Source organism: Ohtaekwangia kribbensis, from assembly GCF_042676245.1.
GTDB lineage: Bacteria > Bacteroidota > Bacteroidia > Cytophagales > Cyclobacteriaceae > Ohtaekwangia > Ohtaekwangia kribbensis.
In genome coordinates this window covers 464199-478203 of record NZ_JBHTKA010000016.1, presented here as the reverse complement: position 1 = coordinate 478203, position 14005 = coordinate 464199, and the positions used below count along the sequence as shown (strand labels likewise).

At 43.2% G+C, this 14005-nt stretch carries 7 protein-coding genes; 2 read left to right on the top strand and 5 right to left on the bottom strand.

Going from position 1 to position 14005, the window contains the following annotated elements:
* The first annotated feature begins 848 nt into the window (after nt 1–848).
* Entirely contained in the window at nt 849–1370 is a 522-nt protein-coding gene (locus tag ACFQ21_RS30375; protein ID WP_377586601.1) for a GNAT family N-acetyltransferase, read from the top strand.
* A 35-nt stretch (nt 1371–1405) separates the two neighbouring features.
* Here the strand turns inward: ACFQ21_RS30375 and ACFQ21_RS30370 are convergent, their stop codons facing one another.
* Entirely contained in the window at nt 1406–2038 is a 633-nt protein-coding gene (locus ACFQ21_RS30370; RefSeq protein WP_377586599.1) for a 4'-phosphopantetheinyl transferase family protein, read from the bottom strand.
* Between the two features lie 268 nt (nt 2039–2306).
* Here ACFQ21_RS30370 and ACFQ21_RS30365 point away from each other — a divergent pair, with 268 nt between their 5' ends.
* Nucleotides 2307–2729, top strand: coding sequence for an STAS/SEC14 domain-containing protein (locus ACFQ21_RS30365; protein WP_377586598.1), 423 nt, complete (start codon nt 2307–2309; stop codon nt 2727–2729).
* 65 nt (nt 2730–2794) lie between these two features.
* Here ACFQ21_RS30365 and ACFQ21_RS30360 read toward each other — a convergent pair whose 3' ends face one another.
* The 4 genes from ACFQ21_RS30360 to ACFQ21_RS30345 form a co-directional block, all read right to left on the bottom strand.
* Complete coding sequence (locus ACFQ21_RS30360) at nt 2795–3205, bottom strand: lipocalin-like domain-containing protein (RefSeq protein ID WP_377586596.1); 411 nt, start codon at nt 3203–3205, stop codon at nt 2795–2797.
* A 99-nt stretch (nt 3206–3304) separates the two neighbouring features.
* Nucleotides 3305–8026, bottom strand: coding sequence for an alpha/beta fold hydrolase (locus ACFQ21_RS30355; RefSeq protein WP_377586594.1), 4722 nt, complete (start codon nt 8024–8026; stop codon nt 3305–3307).
* A gap of 348 nt (nt 8027–8374) precedes the next feature.
* Nucleotides 8375–12487, bottom strand: a complete 4113-nt coding sequence (locus ACFQ21_RS30350) for a two-component regulator propeller domain-containing protein (protein WP_377586592.1) — start codon at nt 12485–12487, stop codon at nt 8375–8377.
* 114 nt (nt 12488–12601) lie between these two features.
* Nucleotides 12602–13984, bottom strand: a complete 1383-nt coding sequence (locus ACFQ21_RS30345) for an MFS transporter (RefSeq protein WP_377586590.1) — start codon at nt 13982–13984, stop codon at nt 12602–12604.
* Nucleotides 13985–14005 lie beyond the last annotated feature (21 nt).

Sequence of the window (14005 nt, the reverse complement as noted above, 5' to 3'; positions counted from 1 at the left end):
AGGATAAAGTTTCGAGTATGCATCTATTAAATAGGTTAGATTTCAGATTTCAACCGAATTACAAGACATTATTCCTGCAAACGATTGTTGTAAATGTAGGCCCGGAAAGGGCTTTTGAAGGGTATGTTTTTGTTAGGGAGTTTGGGTGCAAACGTTAACAGGAGGTCTAAAATGTTTCCAAACCATACCTATTTTGTTAATAACACGCCAAAACCGGGTAACTCAAACTGGTTAGATACAACCATTCGGGGAAAATGAAAGGGCACCAAACGAGCAAGACAGATTTCAAAATGGAAGAAACAAAAAACGATCTAACCTTCCCTTCAATAGATGAAAAGGAAGCTTAGACCGTACAGGAAGATTAGAGGAAAGAAGCTAAATCAAGCTGAATTATAGCGTAATGGCCAGTGAAATGGAAATCGCTACTGCGAGATAAATAAGAACTTCCAGCACAAACATCCACTTAGTTTTTCTACGGAGGTCGTTCATGGGTAAAACGAATTTTATTTTTGGGTTCTATCAAATGTACATTCAACTCGTTCTGTACAACACCATGAAATCGTTATGTTTCCGGTAGCATTTGTTACCTGCTTATTCGAAATTGCTGTTTTACTCTATATTTTCTTCATAACGCTTTCGTGGAAATATGCTGATAGGTTTAGAGAGAAAAGTAAATTCATGCAATTATCATCCATCATAAAATATATGGGAGTTCAAAATATATATTATATGCAAAGGCAATTAATAACGTGATAATACCTCTCCTCCTCTCTATATAATTGTCCAAATAAGAAGAAGTTGCTGTGAATGAGACAATCTTTATCTTGAAACATAAACACGATCTTATATTGGCTTCTAACACAACAACACTTCTGCAGACCGAAAATCTCATCATTCGAAAATTATGTGCTGATGATGCGCCTTTCATTTTTGAATTGGTAAATATGCCTTCCTGGCTTCAGTACATTGGCGATCGCGGAGTAAGAACGCTACGCGATGCCGAGCAATATATTATTAACGGGCCCATGACGAGCTATGAAAAATTTGGATTCGGCTTATACCTCGTTGCGTTGAAAGATACACTGGAGCCGGTTGGTATGTGTGGATTACTGAAACGCGACACACTTGACGATCCTGATATAGGCTTTGCCTTCCTTCAAAAATTTACCGGTCGCGGCTATGCCTTTGAATCTGCTGCTGAGGTATTGACTTATGGTAAAAATGTTTTAGGACTTCCCCGAATCCTGGCAATCACTACAAAGGACAACACCAGTTCTATCAAGCTTCTCGGACGCCTAGAATTTCAATTTGAGAAGCACATCACGATCAACACCGAAGAACTGAACCTGTTTGGCAGGAATATGCAGTGATGGTCTCTATTATATATAATCTCCTTCAATATTTGTTAAAGCACAAATACATCTGATTGAAGGTGTGTCTGTTGTTGCGTACACACATGGCATTTATAGCCCGGTATCTTTACTTCATGAAAGTAACCGGTCATGGAGGAGCTTTCGACTTGTCCAAAAGTATTCTCAATACTCACTTGCGCAAGAGGCACCTGTAAGCCATACCCATACGCTTTCAGAATACTCTCCTTCTTTGTCCACAAATCAAAAAATATTTCCTCTGGAGATACTGCAGTATAAATAGTTGTCCACTCGGCAAGCGAAAAACTTTCTTTATACTCTTGCCATGCAAAGTCTCGTACTTTCTCGATATCAACACCGACAACACCTTCATCTGAAAATACAGCGACAATCTTATCATCTGCATGAGACACATTGAAATCTACCGGAGCAGACAGCTGCCATTTACCATAGGGACCGCGATGTAAAGTTTGTAACACGGCTGCATCTATATTTGCTTCTATAAATAAGCGTTGCAACATTAAACGTCCTATAGTGCTGATAAACATTTTGTCAGGAAAGAGGTAGTCATCATCATTCAAAAAATGTATATTTAATTTATTACTCACAGATTGTAAATCTGTTGTCTTTGCGATCTCCGATGCTGTCGAAATCAGAACCTTAACCATACTACATGGGGGCTGTATGTAATAAATATACTTGATCTCTTTAAAAAACCGTAATAGCGGTAAGCCGGCAATACGGAAATTGTCTTCAATCTAGTATAGCCTTACCGTTGTATTTTCAGATTGAAGTTGAATTACATAAAAACGCGAACCAACAATCATAACATTATTATTTTGTGAGTGTAACATTTTCAATATTTAAACCAGGTATATATTCCCACAATACCCCAACTTGTAAATACATTCAACACTATTAAAAGTTTTAAAAATTATGAAAAGAGAATTTAAGCGGCCTAACGGTAAAGAGATCTACGTTACCATTACCCACGAAAGGGACACCGACATTATCTATGTTGATTGGAACGGCTTCCTTACGGTAGATCAAGTAAAGGCAGGCTCAGAAGAATTACTTAAAATTATCAAAGAAGTGAAATGCAGTAGAGTATTGGTTGATAACCGTAAAGTATCAGGTCCATGGCAAGCTGCCAACGAGTGGTATCAGACAGACTGGAACCCACGCGCAGCAAAAGAAGGACTCACAGATATGGCAGTGATCATGTCTGACAATATATTTACCCAGCTTTCACTGCAAGGTTTCACAAAAGCTACAAAAGGTGTTTATACCGTGGCTATTTTCAATTCGGAGCCTGATGCACGCAAGTGGTTAAAAGAACAGGCAACTGTAGCAAAATAACTTTAAGCTTAAAAAATATATCTCTGAAAATCCTGTGTTGGAGCAGAAGATTTTCGGAGATTTTTTTATGCGCGTTTCCACGTAACCCGAAATGGAGGTATACTTAACACGAGCGTATCTCCATCAATCTGTGCATATCGAATTTCATCGTGACCAACCCAATTCGGAAAAAGACTTCCTTCTACCTCATGCACCAGTTCACCTGGCGTTCGCTCATAGTACTTTCCCCAGTAAGCTGCATAGCTCAGGTACGCATTTTTTATTTCTTCGGTCGTGCCACCTGTCATTGATTCCACATTGAAATTACTCCGACCGCTTTTCATCAACTGTGCATTCATATAGCCGCTCTTATCATATGTAAGTATACCTTTTGGATTTTCACCAAAGAAATCCGCAGGCTCCTTATCACCATCCATATATTTCCACGAAACAAGCTTCCACGTTCCTATAATTTTATCCTTAACTGATTCTTTCATGATGTATACGTTTTATGAGTTCCGAAAATAACAATACCAATATACGTGCAGGCTATATATGCTGCACGTATATTGGTATAAAAAACTATTGATTGCTGATTACAAAAGAGTCTTGGCCGGCTGGTGCGTTACCATTCTGTTATAGATATTGTCTTGCACAAGCTGGGCAACAAATGCACCGTCATGCTCGATATAGCGGTGTCCACCGGTGCGTGAGATCAAATTGAAAGATACTGCTGTCTCTTTTTCCCACTGCTCGATCTGGTTACGTTTTACACGTTCATCCTCTGATCCGTGGATGGCAATGATTGGTATGTTCAACGGCTCTTCCGTGATGAACTCGTAGTGATACAGGAACTGAAGATCGGCCCGCAGAATGTTGATCATGAGACTCTGGATCTCCACATCACCAACATTGCTCAATGCCAGGTGCGGATACATCTGTACAAGTTCATCATCAGACAATGTGTAGTCCACCTGTTTTTTCTCGTACGCGCCTAACCCAGACGTTGAAGAGATGTATAGCGTTTCCGGCAAAGCCAGTTTTCTTCTGCGCAGCTCGCGTACAATTTCGTAAGCAACCATACCACCCATGCTGTGTCCCAGAAATATATAGGGTTTATTCAGCATCGGAATGATAGACGGCATAATGTCACGCATGAATGTTTGGAAATCCACGTATGGCGTTTCCTCCATTCTTCTTCCTCTTCCCGGCATTTCAACCAGTACCAGTTCAGTGGTGGCATTGTCCAAAAGGTTTTCCCAACCGTTGAAGAGTGAAGCGCTTCCGCCTGCATCATGGAAACAGAATACGCGGAATGAAGCATTCGGGTTTGCCTTCGGAATCGTGAACCAGTTAACAACTTTATCAACCGCGGGCTGCACGGCTACGGTAGTGCCGTGATTCTGTGCCGTAAGTATATCTTTCAGGTATGCGGCATACTCCTGTATACTCGGGTGCGACCAGAACAAACCAACGGTTAATTTGATAGCCAGTTCTTTTTCAAGAAGATTTCTTAATTGCACAGCCATCAGTGAATCGAGTCCCATTCCTTTAAAGGTCATGGTATGCTTGATGCGATTGGCGGATATCTTGATGATCTTCGACACGTGGTGTGTGATCATCTGTTCCAGCGCAAGTTGTTTCTCGCTTTCAGTTTTGATCGTTGCATAGTGTTCAAGAAATACAAAGCCTCCTGCTTTCTGACCACTGCTGTTTGCTTTAGGCGTTTTGCGCTCTGCTATACCTTGCAAACCGGTTATTGTCATTACCGGAGTGTTATCAAAATTAGCGATGGTAATATCGGCTGTGAAGCGCCATGCATTTGAATTGCTTTCGTGTTTTACCAACGGGTGGAAAACCAGGAAACCGCGTAACTCACGACTATAATTAACAGCTGCATGCATCGCTACCTGGTCAATATTGCTGAAACGAACATCCAGTAAATTTCCTTCTTCCAGTATGGATACGAGTTGTCCGTATATAGGCTGGAAGAAACTGCTCATCAATGCCGGATGTATTTTATACTTGGATGATGTCAGGTGTACGTTCGGATCAGCCTTGATGGAGAACAATACATTCGGGAACGGCTTGTTACCAACTTTATCAAGTCCGGTGAGTTGTTGAAAATGCTTGCCAAAATTAAATCCGATGGAGCGGAGTAAATTATAATAACTTACACCTTCTGTATAATCCGGTGCATGGTATTCAATCTGCTCAAATATTTCCGGAACATATTTACTTTCTTCCGTGATCTCAATTCCTCCCTGCGCCAATTGTATCCATCCTGACTCCTGATCTTCTTTTTTGAAGATATATACCTGTCCAAGTTTATTCTCGCGGATCACAAGTTTAACCTGTACATCTACGCGGGAGTTGTCTGACAAATTGAGACTGCGGGTAAACTTGAGGTCTTCCACGCGTACCGGAACATCGTTGTATACTTCGGCAACAGCTTCCAATACCATTTCAATATAGCATGACACCGGCAATTCCACGCGATCCTGTACGAGCCGTTCGCGCAGGTATGGAAACTTGTTCAAGCTTATGGATGATTCCCAGAAGTATATATCTTCTATGTTCGCGAGGTTGATCTTGCTTCCCAGCAGCGGGTACTTTGCAACAACATCTTTAGCATTATCAAGTTCCTTGGAAAGATCTTCTATTTCGTAGCGCTCGCGCTGGAACGGATATGCAGGAAGTTGTGCTTGCGGAGCAGTAGCCGTACCGTAGTATGTCTTCCAGTTTACAGAGTAACCTTTGCTATATAAGTCGCCCAGGTTTTTGAACATCACATCAAGCTCCGGGTTATCTCGCTGTGTAGATGCAATGGTGATTACTTTTTTACGAACGTGCTCTGCACATTCGGTAACAGCATTTACCAATACCGGGTGCGGGTTTGCTTCAATGAAAACAATGTGTTCATCCTTCAGCAGATTTTCAACTACGGATGCAAACTGTACAGTGCCACGCAGGTTATCAACCCAGTAGTCAGCGCCCATGTCGGTGCCCTGCATTACTTTATTATGTACGGTTGATACAAAAGGTATCACAGTCGGCTGCGGTACTACACCTTGCAGTTCTTTACGCAGCGGTTCTTTCAACGGATCCATCTGCGGGCTATGCGATGCTACATCTACTTTCACCAGGCGGCAGAATAATTCTTTTGCCTCCAGTTGCGCCAGCACTTCATCAATAGAAGCTTTATCGCCAGCAAGTACTGTAGATTTATAGCTGTTGTTAACGGCTACAGAAAGTTTACCGCCATAGTTAGCAGCAACTTTCTCTGCTTCTTCACGGCTTAGTTCTGTTACGGCCATCGCACCACCTTTACCGCTTACGGTTTTCATCAGGCGGCTGCGTTCGCAGATGATGCGTGCTGCATCTTCCATTTTTATAGCGCCTGAAATATAGGCAGCTGCAACTTCGCCCATGCTGTGTCCTACTACAGCTTGTGGTTGTATACCCCACGACATCCAAAGTTTGGCAAGAGCTATCTGCATCGCACATATAGCGGGCTGAATCACGTTGATCTCTTTCAAACGATCAGTCTCCGGTGTAGCGTTGATCTGATCTACCAGCGACCAATCGGTATAGGGACGATACGCAGCATCCAGCGCCAATATAGTATCTCTGAATACTTTCTCTTTTACCAGCAACTCACGGCCCATGCCCAGCCATTGCGCACCCTGACCCGGGAATACAAAAACAACTTTTGCTTTTTCAGTCAGTGGCATGCAGGGTGTTGCCTCTGCTTCGTCTTCAAAAAAGTTTTTGAGACTTGCCAGCATCTGCTCACGCGTGCTTGCTGTAAAGAGTATACGATGATCAAATTCCGGCTTACGAATCGATGCGGCTACACATATAGCCTTGAAATTATCTTCGTCACCAAGTTCAATTGATTTTGCATAGGCACGTGCATAATCTTTCAATGCCTGCGATGATTTGGCCGATAGCGGCAATGCATATACTTCTGAACTATTGGCTGGTATAACTGACTCTGTACGGGGAGCGCGATATTCTTCAAGCGCCACGTGAGCGTTTGTACCACCCCAGCCAAACGAGTTAACACCGGCTTTAAATGTTTCGCCATTGTTAACAGGCCATGATGATAAATCTTTTTGTACTTCCAGGTGAAGTTCTTCGAAAGGTATATTTGGATTGGGATTGTTAAAGTTCAGGTTTGGAGGAAGCACTTTATGCTGCATCGCCAACACCACTTTGATAAGACCAGCTATACCGGCCGTAGCTTCGGTATGTCCTATATTTGTTTTTACAGAACCGATACGCAGGCTTTTGCCTGTTCTGCCTTTGCCAAAAAATTCACCAATGGCTATTGCTTCGTTCGGGTCACCAAGTTTAGTACCGGTACCGTGTGCTTCCAGGTAATGAACATCGTGCGGATCGATACCTGCACTGGTATATACTTTTTCGAAAAGTGATATCTGTCCTTCGGTGCTGGTGGCCGGCAACGTATCGTTAAAGCCGTTGTTGTTTACAGCCGATCCACGAATCACTGCATATATTTTATTACCGTCACGTTCGGCTTCCGATAGTTTCTTCAACAGCAATACACCCCCGCCTTCACCGCGTACGAAACCATCTGCATCCACATCAAACGTGCTGCACTTTCCTTTTACAGAAAGGCCACCGAACTGTGTAAGCTCTATATATTTATCCGGATCCAGTATATGATTGATACCCCCCACAATGCTCATCGTTGATTCGTCATGGAGCAAGCTTTGACACGCCATATGCAACGCTACAAGTGATGCAGAACACCCGGTGTCGATAACAAGACTCGGACCGGTAAAACCCATGGCAAACGACACGCGGTTAGCCACTACGTTAGATGACATCCCCACAGCCGAGTGCAACGTTGCTTTTGCATTCTTGGCTTTACGGTAATGTTCAAAGTCTGTCCATATATTGCCCACAAACACACCTACATTTTTACCCTTCGCATCGTTATAGGGTAATGAAGAGTTTTCAATCGCTTCCCACGCCAGCTCCATCATCAGTTTTTGAGACGGGCTCATCTCGCTTGCTTCCGCCGGAGATATATTAAAGAACAGTGGATCAAAATCGTGGATATTGCTCAACAGTGATGCGTGACGCTGATGCGTTTTGCGCGTAGCCTGTGGATCCGGATCGTAATATCGGTCTGCATCCCAGCGCTCTTTGGGAATTTCGGCAATAGTATCTTTTCCATTTTTTAGTAACTCCCAAAATTCATCGAGTGAGTTTGAATTCGGGAAACGGCATGACATTCCAATGATAGCGATCGAATCCTCGCTGTGTGGGGTGCTTGAAGATTTCATAAAACTGTTATTTGGGTGTTTGAACAAAGCTACCCAACCCATTTATTATAGACCGTTCAATAAATGGCAAAAGCTTACCTTAAAAATGTTTTAAATGAAATCGTTTTCTAAAAAAGCATTATAGAAAAGTTACACTGTCTCAACCGCGTACGTAGGCACATAGTATGATTTCATCGTTATAAGGTATAGAATGAGAATGGTATAGATATACCACTAAAATCTGTTTTCCTGTATAATCTTACATTCGCGTTTTTCGTACATGAGGTTACTTGGCGTTCAGTCATACCCTACCCGACAGACTTCTTCTTCCTAGTAAATTTACTGAAGAGCAAAAGTATATCAGTATATCTACTCCTTCGATCGCTTGGAGACAGCGTAGGCAGATGGCAGCATTTTATACTCTTCCTTAAAGTACTTGGTAAAGTATTTAGGATTGTTGAAGCCAACTTTATAGGCTACTTCCGATACGGTGAGTTGACTTTTCTCCAGTAACTGTGCGGCTTGCTGCAGGCGAATGACGCGGATAAATTCGATCGGACTCTTGCCCGTTAGCGCCAACAGTTTCTTGTAGAGGTGTACCCGACTCATGCCGAGCTCGTGACTTAGTGTCTCAACAGAAAAGGCGGTGTCGGAAATATTGTCTTCTACGCATTTGATGGCGCGCTGAATAAGTTTTTCATCCAGAGACGTAATGTTTACATCGCTGGCCTTTACTTCGATCTGCCTGCGGAAGTCTTTCTGGAATGCTTCGCGCTGATGAATGAGGTTACGAACCCGCGATTGCAATATCTCAAAGTTGAAAGGCTTGGTGATGTAATCATCTGCTCCGGATTCAAAACCTTCCATCTTCTGTTCTTCTGCGGTGCGCGCGGTAAGCAGAATTACCGGTATATGCGACACCCGCGGATCGTTTTTAATCTTTTTACAAAGTTCAATTCCGTTCATCTCCGGCATCATCACATCACTTACAATCAGGTCGGGCAATGTGGACAAAGCCTGATTCCAACCTTCTTTACCATTACGCGCCTCTATAATTTTATAGTGCAGTCGTAAATTATCCTTCAGGTAGAAACGGAAATCTTCGTTGTCTTCAATCAGCAAAATGCTAGGTTTATCCGATTGAAGTTCCGCCTCCCATTCGGGTATCTCAGCTTCTTCCAGTGCTGCAGGAACTTCATGTGCAGTAACATCCTTTACCGGTATAGTTACAGTAAAACAACTTCCTTTTCCGGGTTCGCTGGTTACAGTAATGTTACCGCCATGTATACGTATAAACTCTTTTGTAATAGACAGTCCTATACCGCTGCCCTGGTTTACCATGCTTCCGGGGAGATCGTGCTGAAAGAACCGTTCGAATATCTTTTCCTGCTGATCCAGCGGTATACCTATACCGGTATCCGTTACGCGTATCTCCAGCCACTTGCCTTCTTCACCATGCACCTCGTTTATAGTTACCGTTATATTTCCATTACCGGGAGTAAATTTGAATGCATTGGACAAGAGGTTGAACAAGATCTTTTCGAGCTTATCCCGATCAAAAATAGTTTCGAGGGAATCTACCGAAGTTTTGAAATCCAGTGAGACATCTTTCTTCTCCGACATATCCGAGAACGAAAATGTAGTCTCGCGGATAAACCGTACGATGTCGCCTTCCGATGGATTGAATTTTATTTCCTGCACTTCGAGCTTTCGGAAATCGAGCAGTTGATTGACCAGGTTAAGCAGTCGTCTTGCATTGCGGTGGATCAATTGAAATTGTGTGCGCTGCTCTTCGCTGGCAGCTTTCATCAGTTTTTCTACGGGGGCAAGTATTAAGGTAAGCGGTGTGCGAAACTCATGACTAACGTTGGTAAAAAACCGAAGCTTCATCATATCAAGCTCGTGCATGCGTTGTGCCTCTTGTCGTTCCTGCTCAATAATGAATTTGAGACGCTCGCGTTGCTGAATCAGTTTACGCGTTACCAGCAGTGCCGCCATCACCAGGAATATATAAAGTACAAAAGCTGTCTTCGTTTTCCAGAACGGGGGCAGTATAACAATTTTCATCGAAGTGCCTTCGTCATTCCATATACCATCGTTATTGGAAGCTTTTACGCGAAGGGTATATTCACCCGGATCGAGGTTGGTAAAGGTTACGCGCCTGGAGTTACCATCGGTGGCAAGCCACTCTTTATTAAAGCCTTCAAGTTTATATTTATACCGGCTCTTCTCCGGAAGAAAATAATTAAGCGAAGTGAACTCGATCGAGAAAACATTATCGCTGTGTGCAAGCCTGATCCCGGGCGTGAGCGTTATCGACTTATCCAGTATAACACTGCCCTTTACCTTCTCGCCTATCTTTACTTCTTTATTGAAAATCTGTAAACCGGTAAAACGTACTACCGGCTTCTTGTCATTGAGTACTATATCTTCCGGTTTGAAAAGATTAAAACCATTGGCACCACCGAAGATCAATTCTCCTTTACGTGTTTTATAGGCGGCACCTTCGTTGAAAGATTTGCCTTGCAGACCATCCGACTCATCGTAATTCTTAAAGCGGAAAGATGCAATCGTGCCATCAGGCTTTCGCCTCAATATGAGATTGGACAATCCCTGCGGTGTACTCATCCACAAATTACCGCCACTGTCTTGCAGCAGCGTCAACACTGTGTTATGCGGCAAACCGTCTTCTTGTCGCAGTGCGCGAAATGTTTTTGTTTTCTTGTCGAATAAATTCAATCCTTCTTTGGTACCGATCCATATCGTTCCCTTCCCGTCATCGAGAATAGAAAATACATTGTTATGCCCGAGGCTCTTCGGATTATTTACATCATTCAGATAGTGTGTAAACTTTCCGGTTTTACGATCGTAAAAATCAATTCCATAACCCGTGCCTATCCAGATGTTTTTCTCTGCATCTTCAACAATAGCGGGTATATAGGTTGAGTGTACTGAGCTGTCGAGGTGAAATTGTATGGAGGGATAATGTCTGAATGTTTTTGAATCCCGGTCGAATACATCTATACCTGATTTCAGTGTACCGATCCAGAGTTGTCGCTGCGAGTCTTCAAAGATCTCCCAGATATTATCATCACTTATACTCTTCGGATCTGCCGAATGCCTGTAGCGGGTAAAGTTGCGACCATCAAAACTGTTCAAGCCGCCATAGTATGTACCGATCCACAACTTTTTATAGCTGTCAAAGAACATACTTACAATTACATTGCTGCCAATGGTGTTTGGATTACCCGGCTCATGCGTATACTGGGTAAAGTGTTCTGTCTTCCGATCGTACTTGATAAGACCTCCACCATTTGTACCGATCCAAATGTTACCATCATCATCTTCGGCAAAGCAATTAATATCATTGAAAGGCAAACTATTTTTATTGGATGTTGAATGGCGAAAGAGCCGGAAGCGAATCACATTTTCATGATAGTAATTAGCACCGCGCTTATACGTACCAATCCAGATAAAACCATCGTAATCTTTATACATCGTCTGTATACTGTTCTGGCTCAGACTTCTCTCGTCTTCGGTATTGTGTAAAATATAGTGAACCGAAAAATCTTTCTTGTTGATGACGTTAACACCGCCATGATCGGTCGCGATCCAGATGAGACCTTTGTTATCCTGTACAACTCCGCGTATAATATCGGTGTTCAGATGAACGGGCGATGACGTTTTATTAAAATGATAAATCTTCTTCTCGGAAGTTCTGAAATGATATACGCCATTGTTTGTGTTCACAAAGTATATCCATAAATCACCATCATTGTCGGCTGTCAGACTATACTCTGGTGTCTCATTTTTATTCTGCTGATGGAAGGTCAGATTGCGGTATAGTATATGCAGCGATTGGACATCGAGTTTTTCAAGCATACCGTTGCGATGCAGCAGCCACAGGCAGTTGGCTCCTTTCGCGATGGAAAATATCGGATTACTATGGGCAAGCGTTGTGTCCGTATCATGCTGAAGAACGGAAATCGTTTTTTTCTGAGCAGGTATATATTTATAGAGTCTGCCCGTGTTGTGGAGAAACCAGAAATTACCTTCACGGTCTTTTAGTATCTCTGTCAAAAAGCCTTCCGGCATGTTATACTCCCGCAGTACGCGATATACGTTGCGGGTAAATTTTTCGGTGGCGGGATCATATATACACATGCCGGCATACGTATAAACCCATATTCTTCCGGAAGGATCTTCAAATATCCTATAGATATCATTATCGAGAAGCGTTGTTGTATCGCGCGGGTCGTTGCGGAATATTTTTAATGTGCTGCCATCAAATCGATTCAGCCCGGAGATGGTACCGATCCAGAGAAACCCCCTGCTATCTTTCAGAAATGTCTTTACCTGGCTGTTGGACAAGCCCTGGTTGACATCAAGGTGTGAGAACCGGTATTGTCCGTTTTGTGCACGCACACAATGATGAGACAACACCAGTATAAACAAACAAAATACAAGTACTCTCGCTGGCATGGGGCTCTACCTCTGGTTGAGGAAGTGAAATATAAAAAATAAATTTTTATACCCTATACAGGTCAGCGAGAGTTTGAGTATATATTTCAGGAACTACGATGAAGCAAATTTTCCCTAGAGGTCTGTGATCGGTTTATACTTCGGCACCAGTGCTTTCATAACAGACCACGCCACCAGGTAGGCAACCGAACAAATGGTGAACATGATGGTATACCCCGTCTCGATGTGTCCTAATGCCTTGTAATGATCGAAGAGTGCTCCTCCTAATTTAGTGAGAATAACACCACCAATACCACCGGCCATACCACCAATGCCTACCACTGATGCCACTGCTTTTTTCGGAAACATATCAGACACAGTCGTAAATATATTTGCGCTCCATGCCTGGTGTGCCGATGCTCCTATACCAATGAATAACACCGGGAGCCAGAAACTGATATCACCCAAAGGTTGTGCTGCCAGTACCAATAACGGGAACAACGCAATTACCAGCATCGCGCGCATGCGACCATCGTATACCGCATAGCCTTTGCGAATAAAATACATCGGGAACCATCCGCCCATTATACTCCCCACCATGGCCAATGTATACAATACCGTTAACGGTAATGTTACAGCCTTATCAATAATGCCATATTGTGCCTTGAGGTATGCCGGCAACCAGAAGAGGAAGAACCACCACACACCGTCCGTCATAAATTTACCAAAAGCAAAGGCCCAGGTTTGTTTATAGCCAAGCAGTTGAAACCATGAAACCTTTTCATCGGGTGTAACAGTTTGCGTTGGTGTACTTTTATCTTCATCACTGTTGATATAGTTCAACTCGGCAGCAGAAAGACGTTTTTGTTTTTCCGGTTTCTCATAGAGCGTCAGCCAGAACAACAGCCACAGAAAGCCAATCGCACCGATAATGATGAAGGCTGCTTCCCATCCCCAATTGCTATAGATCCACGGTACCGTTATCGGAGCGAGTATAGCCCCAATATTTGCGCCCGAGTTAAATATACCGGTAGCAAAAGAACGTTCGCGTTTCGGAAAATACTCAGCTGTAGCTTTGATCGCAGCGGGAAAGTTACCGGCTTCACCCAATGCCAGAAATGCGCGCGAGAACATAAACCCGGCAACCGAAATGGATACAGCACCCACACCGAACCAACCGAGTATCGATGCTATATTTTCGCCAATGGGTAATGCCAACGCATGAACAACCGCAGCCGCAGACCAGATAATAATAGCCCAACCATAGCCCCACTTCGTGTCGAGCTTATCAACCAGGCGTCCGGCAAACAACATGGATATAGCATACGTAAACTGAAAAACGGCAGCAATGCTGGCGTAGTCACTATTGGTCCATCCGAAAAGTTCCTCAAGTCTTGGCTGCAACAAACTCAATACCTGCCGATCGAGATAGTTAATGGTGGTGGCAAAAAATACCAGGGCACAGATCGTCCATCGGTATTTACCAATGGCCTGGTTTGCATTATGAAGTTTTTCCACGGTTTATGGGTTTGGTTGTAA

Bases quoted from the DNA above. Each gene is read 5' to 3' on its own strand.
- ACFQ21_RS30365 (WP_377586598.1), top strand. From the start codon at position 2,307: ATGAAAAGAGAATTTAAGCGGCCTAACGGTAAAGAGATCTACGTTACC.
- ACFQ21_RS30350 (WP_377586592.1), bottom strand. From the start codon at position 12,487: ATGCCAGCGAGAGTACTTGTATTTTGTTTGTTTATACTGGTGTTGTCT.
- ACFQ21_RS30370 (WP_377586599.1), bottom strand. From the start codon at position 2,038: ATGGTTAAGGTTCTGATTTCGACAGCATCGGAGATCGCAAAGACAACA.
- ACFQ21_RS30360 (WP_377586596.1), bottom strand. From the start codon at position 3,205: ATGAAAGAATCAGTTAAGGATAAAATTATAGGAACGTGGAAGCTTGTT.
- ACFQ21_RS30355 (WP_377586594.1), bottom strand. From the start codon at position 8,026: ATGAAATCTTCAAGCACCCCACACAGCGAGGATTCGATCGCTATCATT.